Annotated in this window: 13 protein-coding genes; 4 read left to right on the top strand and 9 right to left on the bottom strand. The window is 73.2% G+C overall.

Going from position 1 to position 25,092, the window contains the following annotated elements; translation table 11 throughout:
• Window positions 1-105: 105 nt before the first annotated feature.
• From ACIRS4_RS21865 to ACIRS4_RS21850, 4 genes are all read right to left on the bottom strand, one after another.
• The gene (locus ACIRS4_RS21865) at window positions 106-1,137 is read right to left on the bottom strand and encodes a hemolysin family protein (protein WP_404198397.1); all 1,032 of its coding nucleotides are present in this window, start codon (window positions 1,135-1,137) and stop codon (window positions 106-108) included.
• Window positions 1,134-2,477 carry a hemolysin family protein gene (locus tag ACIRS4_RS21860; protein WP_404198395.1) on the bottom strand — a complete coding sequence of 448 codons (1,344 nt, stop codon included), beginning with the start codon at window positions 2,475-2,477 and terminating at the stop codon, window positions 1,134-1,136. The genes ACIRS4_RS21865 and ACIRS4_RS21860 overlap by 4 nt, the downstream gene beginning before the upstream one ends.
• A 280-nt stretch (window positions 2,478-2,757) precedes the next feature.
• Window positions 2,758-3,177 (bottom strand): GNAT family N-acetyltransferase, encoded by a 420-nt coding sequence (locus ACIRS4_RS21855; RefSeq protein WP_404198392.1) that lies wholly within the window; start codon window positions 3,175-3,177, stop codon window positions 2,758-2,760.
• Between the two features lie 96 nt (window positions 3,178-3,273).
• Entirely contained in the window at window positions 3,274-4,524 is a 1,251-nt protein-coding gene (locus ACIRS4_RS21850) for a glycosyltransferase (RefSeq protein ID WP_404198389.1), read from the bottom strand.
• A 168-nt stretch (window positions 4,525-4,692) separates the two neighbouring features.
• On the opposite strand from ACIRS4_RS21850, the gene ACIRS4_RS21845 reads away from it, so the two are divergent.
• On the top strand, window positions 4,693-6,516 hold the full coding sequence (locus ACIRS4_RS21845) for a class I SAM-dependent methyltransferase (protein WP_404198387.1): 1,824 nt from the start codon (window positions 4,693-4,695) through the stop codon (window positions 6,514-6,516).
• On the opposite strand, the gene ACIRS4_RS21840 is transcribed toward ACIRS4_RS21845, so the two are convergent.
• The gene (locus ACIRS4_RS21840; protein ID WP_404198385.1) at window positions 6,486-7,391 is read right to left on the bottom strand and encodes an alpha/beta hydrolase; all 906 of its coding nucleotides are present in this window, start codon (window positions 7,389-7,391) and stop codon (window positions 6,486-6,488) included. The two genes, ACIRS4_RS21845 and ACIRS4_RS21840, sit on opposite strands and share 31 nt — an antisense overlap.
• A 300-nt stretch (window positions 7,392-7,691) precedes the next feature.
• On the opposite strand from ACIRS4_RS21840, the gene ccrA reads away from it, so the two are divergent.
• On the top strand, window positions 7,692-9,014 hold the full coding sequence (gene ccrA / locus ACIRS4_RS21835) for a crotonyl-CoA carboxylase/reductase (RefSeq protein WP_404198382.1): 1,323 nt from the start codon (window positions 7,692-7,694) through the stop codon (window positions 9,012-9,014).
• Window positions 9,015-9,039: 25 nt separating this feature from the next.
• Here the strand turns inward: ccrA and ACIRS4_RS21830 are convergent, their stop codons facing one another.
• The gene (locus ACIRS4_RS21830) at window positions 9,040-15,684 is read right to left on the bottom strand and encodes an SDR family NAD(P)-dependent oxidoreductase (protein WP_404198379.1); all 6,645 of its coding nucleotides are present in this window, start codon (window positions 15,682-15,684) and stop codon (window positions 9,040-9,042) included.
• On the bottom strand, window positions 15,681-17,450 hold the full coding sequence (locus tag ACIRS4_RS21825; protein WP_404198376.1) for a fatty acyl-AMP ligase: 1,770 nt from the start codon (window positions 17,448-17,450) through the stop codon (window positions 15,681-15,683). The genes ACIRS4_RS21830 and ACIRS4_RS21825 overlap by 4 nt, the downstream gene beginning before the upstream one ends.
• Window positions 17,451-17,700: 250 nt before the next feature.
• On the opposite strand from ACIRS4_RS21825, the gene ACIRS4_RS21820 reads away from it, so the two are divergent.
• Complete coding sequence (locus ACIRS4_RS21820; protein ID WP_404198374.1) at window positions 17,701-19,146, top strand: MFS transporter; 1,446 nt, start codon at window positions 17,701-17,703, stop codon at window positions 19,144-19,146.
• 185 nt (window positions 19,147-19,331) lie between these two features.
• The gene (locus ACIRS4_RS21815; RefSeq protein ID WP_404198371.1) at window positions 19,332-21,551 is read left to right on the top strand and encodes an MMPL family transporter; all 2,220 of its coding nucleotides are present in this window, start codon (window positions 19,332-19,334) and stop codon (window positions 21,549-21,551) included.
• Between the two features lie 36 nt (window positions 21,552-21,587).
• Here the strand turns inward: ACIRS4_RS21815 and ACIRS4_RS21810 are convergent, their stop codons facing one another.
• The gene (locus ACIRS4_RS21810; RefSeq protein WP_404198369.1) at window positions 21,588-24,155 is read right to left on the bottom strand and encodes an ABC transporter permease; all 2,568 of its coding nucleotides are present in this window, start codon (window positions 24,153-24,155) and stop codon (window positions 21,588-21,590) included.
• 2 nt (window positions 24,156-24,157) lie between these two features.
• Window positions 24,158-24,997 carry an ABC transporter ATP-binding protein gene (locus ACIRS4_RS21805; RefSeq protein ID WP_404198367.1) on the bottom strand — a complete coding sequence of 280 codons (840 nt, stop codon included), beginning with the start codon at window positions 24,995-24,997 and terminating at the stop codon, window positions 24,158-24,160.
• Window positions 24,998-25,092 lie beyond the last annotated feature (95 nt).

Below are 25,092 nucleotides of genomic sequence, written 5' to 3'. Positions count from 1 at the left end.
TAACCCGCCCCCATACCCGCCGGTCGGTCGCCCTGGGGGTGCGGGGCCCCTCAGGGCGCGGGGGCCCCGAGGGCACCCTGGGAGGGCACCCTCGGGGCCATCCCCTCAGACCCGCTGTCCGAACAGCTCCCGCAGGACGTCCTCCATGGTCACCAGGCCCGCCAGACGGCCGTCGCCGCCCAGCACCGCGGCCAGGTGGGTGCGGCTGCCGCGCATCGCGGTCAGCACGTCGTCCATGGGGGTCGCCTCCCGCACGCGCGCGATGGGCCGCAGGTCGCGGACACGGAACGGTATGTTCCGCGGTGAGGCGTCCAGCGCGTCCTTCACATGCAGGTAGCCCACGATCCGCCGCTGCTCGTCCACGACCGGGAAGCGGGAGAACCCGGACTCGGCGGCCAGCGCCTCCAGCTCCTCGGGGGTGACACCCACGCGCGCGTAGACGACGCGTTCCAGCGGCATGACGACGTCACGCACCGGCCGCCGGCCCAGTTCGAGGGCGTCGTGCAGCCGTTCCTGGGCGCGGTCGTCCAGGAGGCCGGCCTCGCCCGCGTCCTTGACGATCTGCGCCAGCTCCGCGTCCGAGAACGTGGCCGTGACCTCGTCCTTGGTCTCGATCCGCAGCAGCTTCAGCAGCGCGTTGGCGAACGCGTTGATCGCGAAGATCACCGGCTTCAGCGCCCGGGAGAGCGCCACCAGGGGCGGGCCGAGCAGCAGCGCGCTGCGCACCGGCTCGGCGAGCGCGATGTTCTTCGGCACCATCTCGCCGAGCAGCATGTGCAGATACGTCGCGAGGGTCAGCGCGATCACGAAGGACACCGCGTGACCGGCGCCCTCGGGCACGCCGACCGCGTGGAACACCGGCTCCAGCAGATGCGCGATCGCCGGTTCGGCGACCACGCCGAGGATCAGCGTGCACAGCGTGATGCCGAGCTGCGCGGCGGCCATCAGCGCGGACACGTGTTCCAGTCCCCACAGCACGCTCTTGGCCCGCCGGTCGCCCTGCGCCCCGCTGGCCCTGTTCTCGACGTGCTGCTCGATCTGGGAGCGGCGCACGGAGATCAGCGCGAACTCGGCGCCCACGAAGAAGGCGTTGACGACGAGGGTCGCCAGGCCGATCAGCAACTGGACGGCGGTCACTTGCCGACCTCCTGTTCCGACTGTTCCGTTGCGTCCTCGATCGGCGCGTGCAGCAGGACCCGCGCGGCCCTGCGGCCGGACGCGTCCACCACGTCCATGCGCCAGCCGCCGACCTCCACCCTGTCGCCCACGGCCGGGATCCGGCCGAGTTCGGTGGCGACGAGCCCGGCGAGCGTCTCGTACGGCCCCTCGGGGGCGGTCAGTCCGACGCGGGAGAGCTGGTCGGTGCGGGCGGCGCCGTCGGCGGAGTACAGCACGCGGCCCTCGTCGTCCTTGCCCGCCGGGGCGAGGTCGGGCGTCTCGTGCGGGTCGTGCTCGTCGCGGACCTCGCCGACGACCTCCTCGACGATGTCCTCCAGCGTCGCGACGCCCGCGGTGCCGCCGTACTCGTCGATGACGACGGCCATCGTCCGCCGGCCGGACAACCGGTCCAGCAGCCGGTCCACGGTGAGCGACTCGGGCACCAGCAGCGGTTCGCGCATGATCTCGGCGACCGGCACGCGCGGGCGGCGCTCCGCGGCCACCGCCAGGACGTCCTTGATGTGGGCGGTGCCGACCACCGTGTCCAGGTTGCCCCGGTAGACCGGGAAACGGGACAGGCCGGTGGCGCGGGTCGCGTTCGCGACGTCCTCGCAGGTCGCCTGGGCCTCCAGGGCGATGACCTGGACGCGCGGGGTCATCACGTTCTCCGCGGTCAGGTCGGCCAGGTTCAGGGTGCGCACGAACAGCTCGGCGGTGTCGGCCTCCAGCGCGCCCTGCTTGGCGGAGTGCCGGGCCAGCGCGGCCAGCTCCTGAGGGCTGCGGGCGGAGGCCAGTTCCTCGGCGGGCTCCAGGCCGAAGCGGCGTACGACGCGGTTGGCGGTGTTGTTGAGATGGGTGATGAAGGGGCGGAACGCGGCGCTGAACCAGCGCTGTGCGTTGCCCACGCCCTTGGCCACCGTCAGCGGCGAGGAGATCGCCCAGTTCTTGGGCACGAGTTCGCCCACGACCATCAGGAACACGGTCGACAGGGCGGTGCCCAGCACCAGGGCGACCGAACTCGCCGCGCCGCTCGACAGGCCGATGGACTCCAGCGGCCCGGAGATCAGCTTGGCGATCGACGGCTCGGCGAGCATGCCGACGACCAGGTTGGTGACGGTGATGCCGAGTTGGGCGCCGGAGAGCTGGAAGGTGAGGTTGCGGACGGCTTCGAGGGCGCCCGCCGCGCCGCGCTCACCGCGCTCGACGGCCCGCTCCAGTTCGCCGCGTTCGACCGTGGTGAGCGAGAACTCGGCGGCGACGAAGGCGCCGCACGCGAGCGACAGCAGGATCGCCACCAGCAGCAGGAGGACTTCCATCATCGGGTCACCTCCGTCCCATCGTCGGCCAGGGCAGGGAGGAGTGCGCGATGTCGGATACTGGGAGGCTCGCCCATGGGCGGACGCTCACACCTTTCGTCGAGGTCGTAGAGGGACCTTGAAGGTCCACACGGTCCCCCAATGGTAAAGGATCGGCAAAGCGGCGGTGAGTGCGGTCTCCTTCGCCGCGTACCCCGCCACGCGCCCCGCATGAGGCGCCGCCCGCGCGGACCGTGACCGCCGCGTCCACGCCCCGCCGACGAGGTCGCCGCCGGACAGGTCCCTACAGCGGCTTGACCCAGCGCCGCCAGTGGTCCTCGCGCTGGTAGCCGGCCGCGTTCCAGGTGTGGTGCGCCCGTTCGTTGGCCTCCAGGACCATCGCGTCGACCCGCCGCCCGCCCAGGGCGGCGAAGCGCCGCTCGGCCGCTTCCAGCAGGGCGGTGGCGATGCCCTGCCGGCGGTGGCCGGGATGGACGGCCAGGCGGTAGGCGGAGCACCGCCACCCGTCGAACCCGGCGATGACGGTGCCGGTGAGGAGACCGTCGCGCTCCGCGAGGAGCAGCGCCTCGGGGTCCCTCGTGATGAGCCGCGCCACTCCGTCGTGGTCGTCGCTGATGCTCGTCCCCTCGGCGGCCTCGCGCCAGAAGCGCAGCACGGCGTCGATGTCGGCGAGGGTGGCGTGGCGGATGTGAAGATCGCTCATGGGGCGAGCCAAGCAGAGCGCCCGCCCCTCTGGCGAACCGTTTCCGCGCCGGTGACGCCCCATCGCCCTCGGCGACGGGGGGCGCCGGGTCCGGGATCAGTCCGGAAGGCGCACGGAGTCGTCCAGCACCCGGCAGGCACGGGCGGTGCCGTCCTCGGCCGCGAGCACCCGGCCGAGCCGGCCCGCGGCCTCGGCGTAGGGGGCGTGCCGGGTCAGGGCCCGCAGGCGGCCGGCGAGGGCGGCCACGGTCAGATCCCGGGCGGGCAGGGGCGCGGGCCCCGCGCCGAGATCGCGCACCCGCGCCGCCCAGTACGCCTGGTCGCCGAAGAAGGGACAGGCCAAGGAGGGTCTGCCGGCTCGCAGCGCCGAGGCCGTCGTGCCGGCGCCGCCGTGGTGGACGACCGCGGCCGTCCGCGGGAACAGCCAGTCGTGGGGGGTGTCGCCGACCACGAGCATGTCGTCCTCGCTGGTAGCGGGATCGCCGGCGAGCACCCCGCGCAGCCCCTCGCGACGCAGCGCCGCCCGGACGAGGGCGTCGGTGGCTTCCGGGTCGCCGGTCCTCATGCTGCCGAACCCGACGTAGACGGGCGGGGGCCCGTCGGACAGGAAGTCCAGGAGCCGTTGCGGGGGCCGCCACCGCGGCTGCTCGTGGTGCCAGTAGCCCGTCACATGGACGTTCGATCGCCAGTCGGACGGCCGCGGCACCACCGCGGGACTGAACGCGCAGAGCACGGGCGCGCGCCGAGCCCGCCGGAACGCGGCCGGCGGGGACAGCTCCGGAAGACCGAGCCCGTCCCGGCGCCAGGCGTTGACGTACTTCCGGCACACGAGCCAGGAACCGGCGTCCACCGCCTCGAAGCTGAGCCTGTTGCCCCAGCCTCCCAGCGCCCGGGCCGCGGGCGCGAACGGGTGCGGGAAGGCCCTCGTCGGCTGGCTCGGCTGGAAGTGGACGACGGCGTGCGGGACTTGGAGGTACTGGCCCAGGTGGACGCCGAGAAAGGCGAAGGTGGGCGCCAGCACCAGATCGGCCCCCTTCGCGCCCACCGCCGTCTGTTCCAGCATCGGCGTGATGAGGGGGCGCAGCAGCCGGTCCATGCCGCGGATGAACGCCACCGGGTTGCCCCGCCCGGTGAGCAGTTCCTGACCCTCGGGGGACTCGACCAGCTCCGCGGGATCGGCCGGCAGGGCGTGGAACTCCAGCCCCGCCTCGGCGACCAGCGGCCGGTAGCGCGTACTGGCGAGGATTCTGACGGTGTCGCCCTGACGGGCCAGTGCCCGGCCCAGCGCCAGGCAGGGCTGGACATCGCCCCGGGACCCCCCGGCGAAGATCACCACGGTTCGCGGCATGCCGTTCCTCTTTCCGGTTGTGCCGATACGACGAGCTGGACCGGGCCCGCCGGCCCGTCACCCGATCGGCAGTCCCGGGGACACGGTGGGAGGACCGTTACAGAACAAATGGTGCAACTATGTGAAAAACGCCACCTCTTGCGGGACGGAAAGCTGATGCCACGGAACATGGCCCACGTCACTGCGGCAGCGCTCGGCGCGGGATTCGCCCTCAACGCGGTACGGCTGGACCGCCGGCTGGCCGGGCTGCGCCCCCTGGAGCCCTCGGCCGAGCCGCCCTCCCCGGACTTCCGGTTCGCCGTGGCCGCCGGGGTGCGGCTGGACGACGAGACCCGGCGCGCCGCCTGCGCCTTCGCCCGTCGCGAAGGGCTGAAGGTGCTCGATCTGGTGCCGGGCGACCTGCCCACGGCGGAGCTGCTCGACTTCGCCCGCCTGGTGGACACGCGCTCCTTCCGGCGCGACCGGCTCGCCTTCGGACGCAGCGCCCTGCACGCCGTCGTCGTGGAGGCGTCCGTACTGGAGCGGCTCGGCAGACCTCTTCCCGCCGGCACGGACCTCACGGGGCTCTCCGCCGCGGAACTCACCGACCTGCTCGGGTCCCTGAAGAAGTGCGCGCCGAACACGACCGGCTTCGCGCTCGCGCCCGGACTGCGCAGCGTCCGCCGCACGGCCCGTGAACGGGTTGCCGCATGGCCGGGCGACACCATCGTGCCGCTGCCGGCCGTCCTGGCCGCACGCATGGCCGCCGGCGCCCTCACCCTCGCCTGCCTCGCGAAAGCCCCCGCCTGGGGGGCCGCCGCACTGGCCGGATACGCGCTGCAGCCGGCGTTGGCGCACGGCTCGGGGAAGACTCGCGCCGACCGGTACCGCGCGTCGCTGCTCAGGCCCGTACGGGGTCCGGGCGACTGGCTGCGCGCCGCGCGGGCCGCGCACGCCCTGCGCGGTCCGGCCGATCCCCATGCCGCGCTCCGGCCGCGGTACCAGGCGGAGATCGCCCGCGGCCTGGAGCGGTTCTTCGAACCGCGCCTGAGCTCCTGTCCGTGGTGCGGATCGTCCGACCTGAGACACCGCGTGACGGCACGGGACATGTACCAGGGAAAGCCGGGCCGGTTCACCCTGGAGGAGTGCGCGGGCTGCGGTCACACCTTCCAGAACCCTCGGCTGAGCCCGGACGGCCTCGACTTCTACTACCGCGACTGCTACGACGGCGTGGGCGAGCGGCAGATGGAGAAGGTGTTCGCCTTCCAGGGCCCCGCCTACCGTGCCCGCGCCCGTCTGCTGCCCACCCACACCAAGCCCCGGACCTGGCTGGACGTGGGCGCGGGGCACGGTCACTTCTGCCTCGTCGCCCAGGACGTCTGGCCGCGGACCGTCTTTCACGGACTGGACCAGAGCGACGCCGTGGAGCAGGCCGCGCGGTACGGCTGGGTGCACCGCAGCCATCGAGGCGGCTTCCCCGAACTCGCCGAAGGACTGGGAGCCGTCTACGACGTGGTGAGCATGTTCCACTACCTGGAGCACACCCTTGATCCGCGTGCCGAGCTGGAGGCGGCCCGCACGGTCCTCAAGCCGGGCGGGCACCTGGTGATCGAGGTGCCCGACCCGCAGAGCTCCCTCGGCCGGCTGCTGGGCCGCCACTGGATTCCCTGGATGCAGCCGCAGCACGTGCACCTGATGCCCTTCGCCAATCTCCGACAGGCGCTGCTGGAGCGGGGTTTCGTCACGGTGGCCGAGCAACGCGTCACCGGACGGCCGGGCGGGGACTTCTGCGGCGCCGTCGTGGAGCGATTCCGCTCCTGGACGCCCAGTCCCCGCCACCCGTGGTCGCGCACGCCCCCGTCCCGGGGCCGTGCCCTCGCCCACGCGGCCATCTGGACGGCTTCCGTCCCGCTGCTCGCCGCGGCGGCCGCGGCCGACGTCGCCGTCGCCCCTTTCCTGGGGGTGCTGCGAGGCGGGCAGGCCTACCGGATCCTCGCCCGCAAGGAGGAGTGACCCGCGTCCCCGGCACGGTCGGCCCGGTGGCCGAGGGAGCCCATCACCGCGGGCCAGATGTGGTGCAGTTCCTTGCGCCAGTACGCCCAGGAGTGCGTCCCCGGCGCGTACATGTGCGTCGTGACCTGCACCCGTTCCTCGCGCAGCGACGCGGCGAACTTCTTGATCTGCTGCGGGAGCGCCGCCTCGCCCAGCACGCTCGCCAGCACCACGTCAGGGGAGCGGCCCAGGTCCAGCCGTCCGGGAACGCTGTTGCCCACGGACAGATGGACGCGCGTCCCGCGGAAGGAGCGCGGCATCGCGGCGGGGTTGTGGAACCGCCAGACGTCGGCGTTGCGCACCGGGTCGCCCCAGACCTTCTTCATGTCGACGCCGACCCGCTGGGAGCCGAGCCCGATGGCCAGACGCACGGCGGGGTCGTCGAGGTCCACGTACGAACTCATCGCCGCCGCGTACCGGAACAGCCCGCGATGGTGTGCCGCGTAGTTGAGCGCCCCGAACCCGCCCATGGACAGCCCCACGACGGCGCGCGAGGAACTGGCCCGGTACTCCTTCTCCATGAGCCGCACGAGTTCGCCGGTGTGGAAGGTCTCCCAGCGGGGAGGGCCGGCGAACCAGTCGCTGTAGTAGCCGTCCTTTCCCGCGTCGGGCATGACGATGAGCACGTCGGACTTGCGCGACAGCTCTTCCAGGTCCGTCTCGCGCGTCCAGGCCGTGTAGTTGTCGTCACCGCCGTGCAGCATGTAGAGAACCGGGAAGGTGGCCTTCGGCCTCCGGTCCCAGCTCGCGGGAAGGATGACGCGGACCGGAAGGGACTTGCCCATGGCCGGTGAACTGACCGTGATGTCGCGCGTTCGCTCGTCGAGCGATTTCACGGCAGTGACACGGGCCTCCGCACGGGGAGACCCGGGCGTGCCTTTCCGGTCCCGCGCGACGGCGTCCGTCTCGGTCGAGACGAGAGCTGCCACGAGCCCCAGGCACACCAGATTCGTTCTCGCACACTTCACAAGAGAGAGCCACACGGCTCGGAGCATGACGAAACTCATCGCCCGTCAACGGCAGACACTCCGCCCGGCCGAAGGCAGTCGCCCGTACGGCAGAGCAGCGGTTGCGGCGCCCCAGGTCAGCGGTTCTCGTGGGAACAGTCGTGAGAAGTGAGCATGAATGGAGCTGACATGACATCGCCCCTGTCAGAAGCGGTCATCGCGGGTGCGGACGCTGAGACCCTCGAGTCCCTCCCGCTCCCGGACCACTTCCCGGCGGCCTGCGTGCGCGCCGCCGACGTCAACATGTTCGAGGGCGTCGAGGACAAGGACGTACGCAAGTCCCTGAACGTCGCGGACGTGCCGATGCCCGAACTGGCTCCCGACGAGGCGCTGATCGCCGTGATGGCGAGCGCGATCAACTACAACACGGTGTGGACGGCGATGTTCGAGCCGCTGCCCACCTTCCAGTTCCTCAAAGCCATGGGCAGAGGGGGCGGATGGGAAGCGCGGCACGACCTGCCCTACCACATCGTCGGCTCCGACGCCGCGGGCGTCGTCGTGCGCACCGGCTCCTCCGTGCGCAAGTGGAAGGTCGGCGATCACGTCTCGATCTCGCCGGCCTACGTCGACGAGCAGGACCCCGACACCCACCAGGACGGCATGCTCGGGCTCGGTCAGAAGGCCTGGGGGTTCGAGACGAACTTCGGCGGCCTCGCCCACTACGCCGTCGTGCGCGCCAGTCAGCTGATGCCGAAACCCGCGGCACTCACCTGGGAGGAAGCCGCCGTCAACCCGCTGTGCGCGAGCACGGCGTACCGCATGCTGGTCAGCGACCGCGGCGCGCGGATGAAGCAGGGCGACATCGTGCTGGTCTGGGGCGCGACCGGCGGACTGGGCTCCTACGCCGTCCAGCTGGTGCGCAACGGCGGCGGCATCCCGGTCGGCGTCGTGAACTCCGAGGAGAAGGCGCGACTGCTCAGATCCCTGGGGTGCGACGCCGTCATCAACCGCGAGGAGGTCCTCGGCGGCGACGACTCGCTCCTGCAACGCGCCGAGGGATGGAAGAGGATGGGCACGGCGATCCGCGACGCGGTCGGCGAGGACCCGCACATCGTCTTCGAGCACGTGGGCAGGAAGACGTTCCCGGCGTCGGTGTTCCTCGCCAGGCGCGGCGGAACGGTCGTCACCTGCGGATCCAGCACCGGCTACGAGCACACCTACGACAACCGGTACCTGTGGATGCGGCTGAAGCGGATCATCGGCAGCCACGGAGCGAACCTGCACGAGCAGTGCGAGGTCAACCGGCTCATCGCCCTGGGCGGCGTGGTCCCCGCCCTGTCGCTCACCTACCCCCTGGCGGAGGTCGGGGCCGCCACCCGGACCGTCCAGGCCAACGAACACATCGGCAAGGTCGGCGTGCTGTGCCTGGCGCCCCGTGCCGGGCTCGGGGTCACCGACCCCGAGGCCCGGGCCCGGATCGGGGAGGAGCGGCTGCGCCTGTTCCGCAGGTAGCCCGGGAACAGGCGCGGCGCGCGGATCACCGGGCGGGCAGCCCCAGGGCACGGGTGAGGTGCTCCGCGATGGTCTCGACGTGGGGCGGGTCGATGACGGACAGGTGGTCGCCGCCGACGGGGACGATCTCCAGGGACGGGCACAGGGGCGCCCACCCGAGGTCGGCGTCCTGGCGCAGATAGCGCGGGTCCAGAGCGGTGGTCAGCCGCTGCGGCTGCTGCGCCCGGTAGAGCACCACATGGCCGTCGTGGGGACGGGGCACGTACCGTTCGCCGACGCGGGCGTCGACGTACGAGGTCCGCTGGTGCTCCATGATCCCCGGGCTCATCTCCAGACCGGCGTCCGCGACGAGACGCATGATGACCTCGATCTGCTGCTCGTCCGGGGTGCCCGCCAGTTCCTCGTAGGGCAGCTCCAGACGGTGACCGTACGTCTGCTCGATGTACTCGGCGAAACGGCCGAACCGTTCGAGCAGGAACTCCGGCGACTCCCGTTGCTGCAGGGCGGCGGGCAGGATGGTGTCGATCAGCCCGAGGAACCCGACGCCCTGCCCCTCCTCCTTCAGCTGACGGGCCACCTCGTAGGCGAGACAGCCGCCGAAGGACCAGCCGAGCAGGTGGTACGGCCCGTCCGGCTGGATGCCGCGGATGAGCGCGCGGTAGTGGGCCGCCTTGTCCTCCATCGTGCTCAGCTCGTCGACGCGTTCCAGCCCGTACACGGGCAGCCCGGCCGGCAGCAGCTGCGTCAGGGGCAGGTACACCGAGGTCGGTCCGCCCGCCGGGTGGAACGTGAACAGCGGGGGGCGCGGCGATCCCGCGGGCGCCGGGCGCAGGGTGGTGACCGCGGAGGCCCCGGTCCGGTTGACCACGGGTCGGATCAGTTCGGCGACGGCCACGACCGTGCGGTGGGCGAGGACGGCGTCGGCCGTCAGCGCCAGCTGCGGATCGTCGCCGAGCCGCCGGCTGATGACGTCCGCCATGGCCGAGGCGGCGGCCAGGTCCCCGCCGGCGGCGGTGAAGTCCTCGCGGATGTCCTTCGGCCCGCGCCCCAGGACCTCCGCCCAGGCGCTCGCCACCAGACGCTCCGCGGCGTCCCTGGCGCCGAGGGAGGTCGGCAGCGAGGGCGGGGGCGACTGCGCCTGCCGCACGCTGTCCGGCGTGGAGGCGGCCAGGGGCGCCGCGGGGTCGAGTCCGAGCCGCTCCAGCACGGCGGAACCGAGCTCCCGAAGACAGGCGCCGCGCAGCAGCTGCGGGGCCGGCAGGTCGACGCCGAAGTCCTGGCGGACGGCGTTGCGGATGCGGACCGCCATCAGGGAGTCCAGCCCCAGCTCGGTCAACGGTGCCGTCTCGCTCAGCTCGTGGACGCCGAACCCCATGATGCCGGCCGTCCGCCGGACCAGGCGGGCGTACACCGAGTCCGGGGCGGAGCCGCCGAGCGCCGCGATGCCGTCCGGGCCGATCCAGTCGTCGACGACGACGGAGTCGTCCTCCAGGACGTCGGTGAAGAAGGGGATGGCCGACAGGCCGGGGAACGCCGCCAGCACGCGCTCCGGGTCGAGGTGGACGACCCCGACGTGCGTGCGGCCCAGGACGACGAGCGACTGGAGGGCGTCCATTCCCTCGCCCAGCCGGATGGGCTCCAGGGCCAGCGCCGGATTGCCGGCCGTCGTCGAGACGTTCTCCCACGGGCCCCAGGCGATGGACGTCGCCGGCAGGCCGACGGCCCGGCGGCGGTGGGCGACGGCGTCGAGCCAGGCGTTGGCCGCCGCGTAGGCCGACTGCCCCGGTGAGCCGAGCAGCGCGGCGGCGGAACTGTAGTTCACCCACCAGTCCAGATCGTGGGCGGCGATCGCCGCCTCCAGGTTGCGGGCCCCGACGGCCTTCGGCCGCAGCACCGTGTCGATGTCGCCGGCTTCGAGGTCGGTGATCACCCGGTCGAGCAGGACGCCGGCGCAGTGCGCGACACCGCGCAGCGTGTGGCCCTCGGCGAGGGCCGCGTCCACCAGGGCCTCGGCCACGCCGGGTTCCGCGATGTCCCCCTGGACCACGGCGACGGACGTCCCCCGGGCCTCCCACTCGGCCAGCGCCGCCCGGGCCTCGGGTCCGGGCTCCCGGCGTCCGTTGAGGACCACGCGACCGGCGCCCCGCTCGGCGAGACGGGCCGCGGTCGCGAGCCCCAGCCCGGTCAGGCCGCCGGTGACGAGGTAGGCGCCGTCGGGACGGGTGAAGACCACCTCGTCGCCGCGCCGGGGGGTGAGGTCGGCACGGGCGAGCCGGGCGGTGAGCCGGGTGCCGGTCCGCCAGGCGATCTCGTCGGCCTCCCCGTCGGCGAGGAGCTCCTCCACCAGGTCGTCGACCGCGCCGGTCTGCCGGTCGACGTCCACCGACGACGCCCTCAGCTGCGGCTGTTCCAGCGCCAGCACCCGGACCAGGCCGCGCAGGCAGGCGAGATGCGGCGTGCCCGCTTCGCCGGGCCCCGTCGACTGCGCCAGCACCGTGGCCATCCACAGCCGCGGCGGCTGCCGGCGCGTGTCGGCCGCCAGGCGGCGGGCCAGCCGGGCCGCCGTGCGCAGCGGCCGGACGTCGTCGTCGCGGTCGCGCTGCGGGAAGAACAGCACGACGGCGCTCGGGCCGTCCTGTGCCGCCTCCAGCCAGGCGTCGAGCGCGCCGTCGACGGCATCGTCCTGGGCGTCGGCCACGGTGAGCGCGACGCCCTTGGCCTCCAGGGCCGACGCGAGCGAGCCGGTGACGCCGCTCGCGGCGTCCGGTTCGTCGCTGACGAGCAGGACACGGTGCGGTCGGCCCAGCGGCAGGGGAGCGGTGGACTTCTCCCACTGGACGTCGTAGGCGCTCGTCTCGAGCGGCCGGGGCACCTCGTGCCGCTCGACGGGACGCAGCCGGACCCGCCGGGCGACGATCTCGCTGGTGTCGCCGCGGGCGGTGAGGTCCCAGTGGCTGACGGCGGGCTCCGCCGCGTCGTCGCCGTCCGCGGGCGTGCAGCGGATGTCGTACGCGGTGTCGAAGACGCCCGGCCCCTTGATGTGCAGGGACCCCACGCCGACCGGGACGCCGGGCGCGGAGGCGCCGGGGTCGCCGGATTCCGTGGCCGCGGAGCGCGCCGCTTCGAGCACGGCGCTCAACAGCTGCGCGTAGGACGGCCGGTGCGGATGCTGTACGTCCATCAGGGCGAAGTGCTCGACGAGGACCGGTTCCCCTTCCCGCTCCGGGAGGTGTTCCCCCTCGGCGGCGCTGTCACGGGTGACGCGGGCCGAGGCGTGACAGCTCCAGGTGGGCCCGGCGCCGCGGGCGTGCAGGGAGATCGTTCCCTCCGTCCCGGTGGCGGGCTCCCAGACCACGGTCACCGGAGTGCTGTCGGAGAGGGCGAGCCACTGGTGGACCTGGAGGTCCTCGACGCCGAGCCGGGTGATGCCCTCCCGGGCCCACAGGTCCAGGCCGGCCTCGATGACCAGTTCCGCGGCGTCCGCCAGGGTCAGGACCGCTCTGTCGTGGACCGTGCCGCGCGGGCCGTGCCGGCGGGTGCCGACGTCCGCCTGCCACAGCGCGGCGCCGCTCCTCGGGTCGTCGGTGCGCACCCCGAGCAGCGGGTGCCCCACGACCTCTTCGGAGCGGACGGGACGGGCGAACCAGAACCGCTCGTGCCGCCAGGGCGGCGTGGGCAGCGAGGTGCGCGCGCCGGCCGGCCACAGGCCCGTGTCCAGAGCGACGCCGGCGAAGTGCAGCCGGGTCAGCGCGGCGCGCAGCTCGACGGTGTCGTCGGTGTTCTTGTGCATGGTCGGGACGACCAGGGCCTGGCCCCCCGCCGGGATCGCGTCGAGGGTCTCGGCGAGCGGGACCACGGCGATCGGGTGGGGTGAGACCTCCAGGAAGAGGGTGTGGCCGTCCTCGGCGGCCGCGGCCACCGCCTGTTGCAGCCGGACCGGGCGGCGGACGTTGGCGCACCAGTAGTCCGCGTCGGCCGCGATGTCCGCACGGGGATCGTCGAGAGCGGTGCTGTACCACCGCGTGGCAGGGGTGCGCGGGCGCAGGCCGGCCAGGTCCTCGCGCAGGGGCGGCAGGACGGGGTCGACCTCGGTGGAGTGTCCGGCTCCGCCGACCTCCAGCAGGCGGGCGAGGTGACCCTGCTCGGTCAGCTCGTCCACCAGGGCGCGCACGGCGTCGGCCGGTCCGGCCACCGTGCAGCGCTGCGGGGAGGAGTGGACGGCGACCTCGACGCCGGGAAACCGGCTGAGGACGTCGGCCCGGGTCGGCGCGGGCAGCTCGATCGCGGCCATCGCGCCGGCGTCGATGGTGGCGAGGAGGGCGGACCGGCGGACGATGACGCGCAGTCCGTCCTCGGCGTCGAGAGCTCCGGCGACCACCGCGGCGGCGACCTCGCCCATCGAGTGGCCGATGACGGCGGCGGGTTCCACACCGTGCGCCCGCATGGTCCGCGCCAGGGCCAGCTGCATGCCGTACAGCATCGGCTGGACCCGGTCGACCGTCCCGTCGTGCGGGGTCGTGAGCAGGTCGGTCAGCGCGGAGCCGGTCTCCGCGAGGAAGGCCGGGTCGAGGGCGGAGACCTCGGCGGCGAACAGGGAGTCCTCGGCCAGCAGCCGTCGCCCCATGCCCTCCCACTGCGAGCCGTACCCGGAGAAGACGAACACCGGCCGGCGCGGTGTGGACGGTCGCGCAGCAGTGGCGTCGGCCAGCGCGGCGACCACTCCCGGAACCGTTTCTCCCCGGGCGAGCGCGGCGAGCCTGTCGGCCGCCTCGCGGCGGTTCCGCGCGACGACCGCGGCGCAGGACGGGCCCCGGCGGTGGGTGGCGAGCGTGTGGGCGAGGTCGGTGAGGGCGGGTTCGCCGTCGGCCGCCACCCACCGCGCCAGACTGGCGGCCACATCGGGGAGCCGGTCGGCGGACCGTGCGGACACCACCAGGACGTGCGGGCGTCCGGCGTCCTCGTCGTCGGCGGGCGCCCGCGCGGTCCCGGGGGCGGGCGGCGGCGCCTGCTCCAGGAGGACGTGGGCGTTGGTGCCGCCGAAGCCGAAGGCGGACACGCCGGCCCGTCCGGGGCGCTGTCCGTCGGTGGGCCACTCGGTCGGCTCGGTGACCACCCGTAGGCCCAGCTCGGCGAAGTCGATGTGCGGGTTGGGCGTGCGGAAGTGCAGGCTGGCCGGGATACGGCCGTGCCGCAGGGCCAGGGCGGTCTTGATCAGCCCCATGATGCCGGCGGCGCCCTCCAGGTGGCCCAGGTTGCTCTTGACCGACCCGAGGAGCAGCGGACGACCGGCCGGCCGCCCGGCTCCGACGACCGCTCCGAGAGCCGTCGCCTCGATGGGGTCCCCCAGCAGCGTGCCCGTCCCGTGCGCCTCGACGTAGTCGACGTCCGCTCCGTCGAGCCGCGCGTCGCGCAGCGCGTCGCGCAACAGGGCTTCCTGCGCGGCCGGGTTGGGCGCCATGAGCCCCGCCGACCGGCCGTCCTGGTTCACCGCGGTGCCCCTGATCACGGCCACCACCAGGTCGCCGTCGCGCCGGGCGTCGGCAAGCCGCTTGAGCACGACCACGCCGCAGCCCTCACCGCGGGTGATCCCGTCCGCCGAGGCGTCGAACGGCTTGCACCGGCCGTCCCCGGCCAGCGCGCCGGCCTGCTGGAAGGACGCCGTGACCGCCGGGGAGAGCAGCACGTTGACGCCCGCGGCCAGCGCGGTGTCGCACTCCCGGGCGCGCAGGCTGCGGCAGGCCAGGTGCACCGCCACGAGGGACGACGAGCAGGCCGAGTCGACGGTGATGCTCGGGCCACGCAGGTCGAGCGAGTACGAGACGCGGTTGGCGGCGATGCTGCCGGCGGCCCCGGTGCTCGTCCACGGCGTCAGACGCGCCGGGTCCGAGGTCGTCAGCTGCCCGTACTCCAGGGCGCTGAGGCCGACGAACACGCCGGTGGAGGTGGCCCGCAGGGAGTGGGCCGGGACTCCCGCGTGGTCCAGCGCCTCGCAGGTCACCTCGAGCAGCAGCCGCTGCTGGGGGTCCATGACCTCGGCCTCGTGGGGTGCGATGCCGAAGAACTTCGCGTCGAACCCCGCGACGTCGTCGAGGAAGGCGCCCCAGCGTGTGGTGGCCTCCATCAGCGCGGTGACGTCGGAGGCGGTGCCGGCGAAGTCGCGCCACCGTTCCTCGGGGACCTGGCCGACCAGGTCCGCTCCCGCCAGGAGCCGCTCCCAGAAGGCGTCGGGACCGCGCACGTTCGCGGGCAGCCGGCATCCGATGCCGACGACGGCGACGGCGTCCTCGTCGTCGAAGGCGGCGGACCCGGCTCCGGCGGATGCGCGGGCCTCCTCCTGCGTGCCGGCCGCGACGGGGTCCGCGTCGCCGGTCAGCGCGCCGATCAGCTGGGCGAGGGTGGGGTTCTCCCACAGCAGGGTGGCGGACAGCGGCCGGTCGAGCACCTTCTCCAGCTCACCGGTCAGCCCGACGGCGTCGCGCGAGGTCAGGCCGTACTCCGCCAGAGGGCGGGCGTCGTCCAGTTGTTCCGGGGAGATGCCGCAGAGGTCCGACACCAGCCGCACCAGTACCTCCCGCAGCGCCTCGGAACCCGGCCCGGAGCGAGCGTCTGGCGTGACGGGGGTGGTCCGGACGTCCTCCACGGGCTCCTGGTCTCCGCCTGGTCGCTTCATGCGGTACCGGTCTCCCTCTGTGCTCGGGTGTCGTCGCTCCAGGCACCCTGGAGGTAGTGCTCACGGCAGGCCCCGCGGGCGACCTTGCCGCTCGTGGTGTGGGGCACGGTGCCGGGCTGAGCCAGGACGAAGTCGTGGACGGCGACGCCGTGGCCGGTGGAGACCGCCGCACGGACCGCCCGTGCCGCCTCCTGGCGGACCCCGTCGGCGTCCGCCAGGTCGCGGGCGTGCTCGGCGACGACGACCAGGCGCTCCCCGTCGTCGGTGAGGACGGAGAACGCCGCCGTGTGATGACGGCGCACGGCCGGGTGGGCGCTCTCGACGGTCTGCTCGATGTCCTGCGGGTAGTGGTTGCTGCCGTCGATGATCACGAGGTCCTTGATGCGCCCGGTGACGTAGAGCTGGCCGCGGTGGCGCAGCCCCAGATCGCCCGTGCGCAGCCACGCCCGCGTCCCGTCGTCCGGGCCGTCGCCGTGGAGGGCGGCGCGGAACGTGGCCTCGCTCAGCTCCGGGCGGCCCCAGTAGCCGCGTCCGATGTTGGGGCCGCGCAACCAGATCTCACCGACGTGCCCGTCCTCCAGACGGACGTGCGTGACCGGATCGACGACGGCCGCCTCCTGGCCGGTGGGCAGGCCGCAGCCGACCAGGCGGGTCACGGATCCCGTGCCGGTGTCCTCGGCCACGCGTGCGACGCCGGCCGCGAGCGCGTCCCGGTCGAAGGGGGTGACGGTGGGTTCCTCGCCCGCCGGTGAGGCGGAGACGAAGACGGTCGCCTCGGCGAGCCCGTACGACGGGCGCATCGCGGTGGGCGCCACGCCGGCCGGGGCGAAGGCCCGCTGGAACCGTTGGAGCGTCTGCTCGGAGATCGGTTCGCTGCCGTTGACCATGGCGGCGACGGACCCCAGCGACAGCTCGCCGCGCTCCTCGTCGGTGACGCGGCGGGCGCAGTAGTCGTAGGCGAAGTTGGGGGCGGCGGTGATCGCCCCTTGGTGCGCGGTGAGCAACCGCAGCCACCGGACGGGCTGTTGGACGAAGGCCAGCGGGTCCATCAGCACGGAGGGGACATGGCCGACGAGGGGGAGCACGACCGCGAGGACGAGACCCATGTCGTGGTAGAGCGGCAGCCAGCCGACGGTGCAGTTGTGTCCCGGGCGGATGCCGTAAGCCTCAAGAGCCTGCCGGGCGTTGGCGCAGACGTTGGCGTGGGTGATCTCCACGCCGGACGGCACACGCGTGGAGCCCGAGGTGTACTGAAGGTAGGCGCAGTCCCCGGGGCGGACCGGGACGACGTCCCCGCCCGCCGCCGGGCCCCCGGCGACCGGCTCCGAGACCAAGTCCCGCTCGGTGACCACGCGTACGCGCAGCCCGTCCTGGTTCGCGCAGAACTTCTCGACGGTCGGCAGTGAGTCGGGGCTGGTGAGGGCGAGTACCGGGTCGGCGTCGGCGAGGACGGCGCTGAGCTTCGCCGCGTGGCCGGGCAGGTCGGGCGGGAAGAGGGGCACGGCGATCGCGCCGGAGCACGCGGCTGCGAGGAAGCCGACGACGTAGTCCAGGTTCTGCGGCGCCACGACGGCGACCCGTTCGCCGACCGCGCCGGCGCGGCGCAGGGCGGTCGCGAGCGCGTCCACCCGCCGCTCCAGCTCGCCCCACGTCAGGCTTGAGGGAACGCCCCCGCGGTCGCCGGCGAAGTCCACGAAGGTGAACGCCGTTTCGTCGGGTGTGCGTGCCGCGGCTTGAGCGAGATAGTGACTGATCGTGTCTCTCACGGTTTCCAGCACTAAGTCACCGAACCTTTGTCTGAGGAAGGGGGCTGACTCCTGGCAGTGGTGAAGGAACAGCCAAACACGGAGGGATGCCGGGCATCCAGTGACACGCCGAGGCGAATCGCGGGCCGAAAAGGTCGACGGAATACCCGCGAGTCGCCCTTGATATGCCCAGGGTGCGGCGTATGCAGGAGGGGATTTGAGAACGCGGCTCCCCTTCCGCATCCTTCCCCTATCGCACGAGGCAGGTATCGTGAGCCGACCGCGTGTCATCGCCCTTCTCGTGGCCGTTCTCCTGCCGTCGTTCATGACGGCTCTGGACAACACCATCGTCAATGTGGCGCTGCCCGCAATTCAAGTCGAACTCGCTTTGAACGACGCCGACTTGAAATGGGTTGCGGCTGTTTATCCGCTCACGCTCGCCAGCTGTCTCCTGCTGGGCGGACACCTGGCCGACACCGTCGGGCGGCGCGCGACGCTCCTGCTGGGCGTCGCGCTCTTCGGCGTGTCCTCGGCCGGCGGCACGACGGCGGGCTCGGGGGAGGTGCTGATCGCGCTGCGAGGGCTCCAGGGCGTCGGCGCGGCGCTGATCCTGCCGGCGTCGCTGGCCGTCATGGCGCAGGACCTTCCCGCCCGCTCGCGCAACGTCGCCTTCAGCGCCATGACCGCCACGCTGGCCACGGCGCTGGCCTGCGGCCCCGTCGTCTCCGGCGTGATGACCCAACACCTGGGCTGGGAGTCGGTGTTCGCGATGAACGTGCCGCTCGGATGCGTCAGCCTCCTCTTCGGCTGCGCCGTCCCCCGGCGCGCCCTCTCGGACCGCTCCCCGTCCGCGCGACCGGTCACGCTGTCCCTGCGTGTCGTCGCACTGGCCTGCTGCGCGCTGGCGGCCCTCGCCCACTGGCTGATCGAAGGGGCCGCGTACGGTTTCACCGGCATTCCCGTCGTCATCTCGGGAACCGTGTTCGCGGCCTCGGCCGTCGGTCTGTCGTACGAACTGACGCTCCGCAGAAACGCGGCGCTGCGGCTCCTCTTCCGGCAACGCCCCTACCTCGGCGGAGTCATCACCCAACTGCTGGGCGGACTGAGTGTGAGCGGGGTCTATTTCTTCACGTCGCAATTCCTCCAGAACGGGCTCGGACTCACCCCGACATCGGCCGGTCTCACCTTTGTCCCCCTGGCCCTTTCCGTACTCGCCACCGCCCCTTTCATCGGCCGTGTCGCGAACCGCTGGGGGGACGGAAGGGTCTCGGCCGCGGGCCTTCTCCTGGTCGGCTCGGGATTGCTGCTGATCGCCCTGGGGAGCCAGGGAGGAACCGTCGTCCATATCCTGCCCGGACTTTCCGTCGTCGGCTTCGGATCCGCGCTCGCCGTGCCACTGACCACCCGCGCCCTGGAATCCTCGCCCGATCACCTTTCCGGTGTCGCCGCCGGATTGTTCAGCGCGATCCGGGAGGCCTCCGGGGTCGTCGGGATCGCCCTCGTGGGCGCGGTCGTGTCCTTCGTGGAACAGGGCGCCGCCACCGCGGGAGCCGGAGAGACGGACGCCTTCCTCTCCGGCTACCAAGCCGGCCTGTGTCTGGCGGCGGCGCTGGTCGGGGCCGGCGCCCCCGTCGCGCTGTGGGCGCTGCGACAGGGCGGGGACACCCCGGAAGGCGGCAGGGAGGCGTCCCCGTACTCCTCGGAACAGGGACGGTGACGATCGACACGCCGACGTCGCCAGCCGTTCACCCCGGTGGCCTGCCGTGACTTGCCGGTGCACCTCGCACGCCCAGACTGGGAAGGAGCCTGCGCACCGGCGGGAGCCGGGCCGGCCCACAGTCACCCTCGCCTTCTCACACAGCACAGCCATGTCCCGCCCCTCTCCTGACGGAAGGAACAGGTATGGCCACGCTCCTCTACCGGCTGGGCGCCTTCGGGGCCCGGCGGTGGCGAACGATGCTGACCGGCTGGCTCCTCGTTCTCTGCGCCGTGGCCGCACTGGGCGTCTCCTTCGCCGGCGCGTTCCAGGCCAGCAACTCCATCCCCGGCTCGCCGACGGAGGAGGCGCTGACCCGGATGGAGCGGCACTGGCCGGCGCCGGCCGGCACGTCCGGGCAGATCGTCTTCCAGGCGCCGCCGGGCCACCGGGTGAGCGAGCCCGGCCTGCGCAAGTCCCTGGCCTTCGCCCTCGACGCGGCGGGACGCGTGGACGGGGTGATCCGGGTGAGCGACCCGGCCACGAGCGGCCGGATCTCCGGCGACGCGCGCACGGCGGTCGCCCAGGTCCTCTTCACCGAGCGGGACGGCCACGTGCCCGGCGCGACGCTGCGGGCCGTCGAGGACGCCGCGGCCGAGGCCCGCAGGGCCGGCTTCGTCACCGCGTACGGCGGCGAGGCCTACGCCCCGCACAGCTCGCCCTTCGGCCCCACCGAGACGGTCGGCCTCGCGGTGGCACTGGCCGCTCTGGTGATCACGTTCGGTTCGCTGCTCGCGGCCGGCCTTCCGCTGATCACCGCCGTGCTGGGCGTCCTCGGCACGATGGTCGCCCTGACCGGCCTGGCGTCGGCGTTCGACATCTCCGACAACGCCCCGACCCTGGCCGTCATGCTGGGCCTGGCCGTCGGCATCGACTACGCCCTGCTCATCGTCTCCCGCCACCGCGCCCAGCTCGCCGCCGGCGTCCCCGTCCGGGAATCCATCGCCCGGGCCACCGCGACCGCGGGCAGCGCCGTCGTCTTCGCCGGGGTCACCGTGGTCATCGCGCTGGCGGGACTGTGCGTCGCGGGCGTCCCGATGCTGACCTCGATGGGCCTCGCGTCCGCCGGGGCCGTGGCGGTCGCCGTCGTCGTGGCGCTCGCCCTGCTGCCCGCGTTGATGGGCATGGCCGGCCGCAGACTCGTCCCCGGGCCCGGATCACGCGCCACCCGCCTGGCTCTCCAGGCCGGCCGCAAGGACGGCCAGTCCGCTCTCGGGGTGCGCTGGACCGAGGGAGTGCTGCGCCACCCCTTGCGCACCCTGATCCTCGGCACGGCCGTCCTCGTCGCCACGGCGATTCCCGCCGTGCGGCTCCAACTCGCCCTCACCGACGAGGGCTCCCAGGCCGTCAGCACGTCCAGCCGTCAGGCCTACGACATGATCGGCGACGCCTTCGGGCCCGGCGCGAACGGGCCGCTGGTGGTCGTCGTCGAGGACGCCGACCCGCGGGCCGTCCGGGCCACGGCCGCAGCCGTGGTGGACGAGCTGGCCGGCGTCGAGAACATCGCGCACGTCAGCGGCGTCGAGGTGGCCGGGGACGGGAAAGCGGCCCGGGTCCAGATCGTCCCCCGTACCGGACCCCGCACCCAGGAGACCAGCGACCTGGTCTCCCGGCTGCGGGAAACGACCCGGTCCGTCGCCGACGCGCACCACACCTACGCGGCGGTGACCGGGCTGACCGCCGTCAGCGTCGACGTCTCCTCCAGGCTCGGCGGCGCGCTGGCGCCCTTCGCCGTCGTCGTGATCGGCCTCTCCCTGCTGCTCCTGCTGGTCGCGTTCCGGTCGGTCGCGATCCCCCTCAAGGCGACCCTGGGCTTCCTGCTGTCCATCGGCGCCGCCTTCGGCGCGACCGTCGCGGTCTTCCAGTGGGGCTGGCTGGCCGGCCCGCTCGGCGTGCCCAGTCTGGGCCCGGTGGCCAGCTTCGTGCCCATCATCGTCATGGCCGTCCTCTTCGGCCTCTCCATGGACTACGAGGTCTTCCTGGTGTCCGCCGTGCGGGAGGACTACGTCCGCCACCGCGACGCCCGCGCGGCGATCACCGCGGGAGCGCGCGCCTCGGCCCGGGTGGTGACCTCGGCGGCCGTCATCATGATCTCGGTGTTCGTCAGCTTCCTGTTCTCGCACGCCATCGACATCATGCCGATCGCGTTCGCGCTGGCCTTCGGCGTCATGGTCGACGCCTTCCTGGTCCGGATGACCCTGGTGCCCGCGGCCCTGGCCCTCCTCGGCGACCGGGCCTGGTGGCTGCCCGGACGGCTCGACCGGATCCTGCCCCGCCTCGACGTCGAGGGCGGGAACCTCCCCGGCCCCGGGGCGGCCGGGCCCGACGCCGAGGAACACCGGCCCGGCGAACCCGCGAGACGGTGACCGGGGCGGCACGAGGACCGCCCCGGTGAGCGTCGGTCATTCGTGCGCGATCGCCGCCAGCACGTTCATCCGGGACGCCCGCAGCGCCGGCAGCAGCGCCGCCACCACGCCCACGACCGCCGAACCGACGACCACCGCGACGATCGTGCCCCACGGGACGGCCAGGGCCTTCATCCCCTGGAGGGCCAGCACCTGCTGCGTGCACAGACCCCACACCAGCCCGAGCCCGAGCCCCAGCACCGCGCCGAACACGGCGATCACCACCGACTCCAGCCGGATCATCCGGCGCAGCTGACGCCGGGACAGCCCGATCGCCCGCAGCAGCCCGATCTCCCGGGTCCGCTCCACCACCGACAGCGCCAGCGTGTTGACCACCCCGAGCACCGCGATCACGATCGCGAGCCCCAGCAGCGCGTACACCAGGTACAGCAGCACGGCGATCTGGTCGTGCACCAGGTCCTTGTAGTCGGCCTGGTCGCGCACCTGCACCTGCGGATACGGGTCGAGCGTCCGCTCCAGCCGGGGCCGCAGCGCGTCGGCGTCCGTGCCGTCGGCCGCGTTGACGTACAGCGCGGAGTCCTGACCGCCCGGCACGTACTTCTCCACGGTCGCGATGCCGACGAACAGACCGCCCTGCATGCCGTAGCCCTCTGCGGCGTCCTGGTCGGTCAGCGCGCCGACCCGCAGCGACGCCGTCCGCCCGCCGGGGAACTGCACCGGCAGCACACTGCCGAGGCGCACGCCGTGGTCCTTCGCGAAGTCCACGTCCATGCCCATCGCCCCGTCGGCCAGCGCCGCCGCCGCGCCCCCCGCCGTGTACGTCACATGGGCGACGTCGTCGACCCGGTCGTCGTACCCGGCGGCCGTGGTCTCCACCCGCTTGCCGTCGGGCAGCCGCACGGCGAGCGGCGCGAACCGCTGCCGTACGACGAGACCGACGCCGTCCGTCGCGCGGACCTTGTCGGTGACCTCCTTCGGGAACGGCGTGAAGTTGGCGTTCTGGACGACGAAGTCGGCGCCCAGGGTCTGGTCGATCTGCTCGTCGAAGGACTTCGACATCGAGGCGCTCGCCACCGACATGCCGCCCACCAGGGCGAGGCCCACCATGAGCGCCGCCGCGGTGGCGCCCGTGCGGCGCGGGTTGCGCAGGGCGTTGCGCTGGCTCATCCGGCCGACGGAGCCGAACAGGGCGGGGAAGGCCGCGCCGAGCACCCGGATCACCGGACGCACCAGCAGCGGTCCGGCGATGACGGTCGCGATCAGCGTGAGGACGACGCCGAGGCCCAGCAGGGACGCCGAGGTCGCCGTCCGGGAGGCGGTCGCGCAGCCGGCGAGCGCGGCCGCGCCGATCGCGCCGACGACCACCCCGACCACCGCCCGCGTCTTCAGCGGGCGGCCGACGCCCGCGACGTCCGCGTCCGACAGCGCCGCCATCGGCGACACGCCCGCCGCGCGACGGGCGGGCAGGTAGGCGGCGACGAAGGTGACGCCGACGCCGACGACGTACGCCGTCACCGGGGTCGCCCACCCGACGACCATCTCCGTCGTCTTCAGGTTCATGCCGAGCGTGCCCATGAGCCGGATCAGGCCGGCCGCGAGGCCGATGCCGGCCGCGAGGCCCAGCGTCGAGCCGACCAGGCCGAGCAGCACCGCCTCGGTGAGCACCGAGCGCCGTACCTGGCGCCGGTCGGCGCCCAGGGCGCGCAGCAGACCCAGCTCACGGGTGCGCTGGGCGATCAACATCGAGAACGTGTTGACGATCAGGAACACGCCCACGAGCACGGCGATGCCCGCGAATCCGAGCATCACGTACTTGATGACGTCGAGGAACCCGCCGAGATTCTCCGCCGCCGACTTGGCCTGCTCGTCGGCGGTCTTCACGTCGTAGGGGCCCGCGCCGACCGCGGCGGCCACACGCGTCTTCAGCTGCTCGTCGGTGACGCCTTCCGCCGCTTCCACGGAGACGGCGGTGGCCAGGCCGGGCGAGCCCAGCAGCTCGGTCGCGGCGACCTTCGGGTCGAGGAAGACCAGTGCCGCGCCCGGGTTGGTGGTCTTGAACGTGGCGATGCCGACGACCTCGACCCGGAACGAGCCGGGCTGCGCCATCACGGTGAGCGTGTCGCCGATCCGCACGTGCTTCTTGTCGGCGGTGTCGGCGTCGAGCAGGGCCTCGCCGGCGCCCTTCGGGGCGTGACCGGAGGTCAGTTCCACGGGGCTGCGGTCGGTGACGTTCCAGCCGGAGGCGATGGTGGGGGCACCGGTGGTGGGCCCCACGGACTGGTTCCTGCTGTTCATGACGGTGATGTTCTGCACGCCCACGTCGGCGTGGGCGGAGGCCACCCCGGGGACCCTGGCCACCGTGCCGGCGAGTGAGGCGGGCAGCGTCCGCACCGCGCCCGTCGGCACGGAGGAGGTGATGTCGTCCTTCGGCTCGACGGACACGTCGGCCGCGGTGGAGGCGAACAGCCGGTCGAAGGTACGGGTCACCGTGTCGGAGAAGATCAGGCTCCCCGCGACGAACGCCACCGAGAGGATCACCGCGAGCGCGGACAGGAGCAGTCTGCCCTTGTGGGCGAGGAAGCTCCGCAGGGTCGCTCTGAGCACGGTCAGTCCTCCCCGACGGGCTCGCCGGCCCGGGCGGCGACGCCGTCCCCCTCGGCGGCGCGGGCGGTGTTCCCCCCGGCGAACAGGCGCATCCGCTCCAGCACGGCTTCGGCGCTCGGATGCTGCATCTCGTCCACGATCCGCCCGTCGGCGAGGAAGAGCACCAGGTCGGAGTGGGCGGCGGCGCCCGGATCGTGGGTGACCATGACGACGGTCTGGCCGAGGTCGTCGACGGCCTCGCGCAGGAACGCCAGGACCTCCAGGCCGGCGCGCGAGTCCAGGTTGCCGGTCGGCTCGTCCGCGAAGATCAGCTCGGGGCGGGAGGCGAGCGCCCGCGCGCAGGCCACGCGCTGCTGCTGGCCGCCGGACAGCTGGGACGGCCGGTGCCCCAGGCGGTCCCGCAGACCGAGCGTGTCGATCACCTGGTCCAGCCACTCCCGGTCGGGCTTCTGCCCGGCGATGTCCATGGGCAGGGTGATGTTCTCGGCGGCGTTCAGTGTCGGGATCAGGTTGAACGACTGGAACATGAAGCCGATCCGGTCCCGTCGCAGCCGGGTCAGGTCCCGGTCCTTCAGGCCCGTGATCTCGGTGTCGCCCAGCCACACCTGGCCGGCCGAGACGCTGTCCAGCCCGGCCAGGCAGTGCATCAGCGTGGACTTCCCCGAACCCGACGGGCCCATGACCGCGGTGAAGCGGCCGCGCACGACGTCCACGTCCACCGAGTCCAGGGCGAGCACGGTCGTCTCGCCGGACCCGTAGGCCTTGGTCAGCCCGCGGGCGCGGGCCGCCACGTCGTGGGCCGAGGCCAGGCCGGGGGCGTGCTCCGCAGCAGGTGTGGACAAGGTGCCTCCTCGCTCGGTGGACGTGCCGACGTTCCTGTCCGGCCGAGCCTAGTGTGACCGGGCCCACACCCGGAACGATTTTCCGACTCACGGCG

Source organism: Streptomyces sp. NPDC101166, from assembly GCF_044768125.1.
GTDB lineage: Bacteria > Actinomycetota > Actinomycetes > Streptomycetales > Streptomycetaceae > Streptomyces.
The sequence above is the reverse complement of the archived record's forward strand: the minus strand, read 5'-3'. Positions and strand labels throughout refer to the sequence as shown.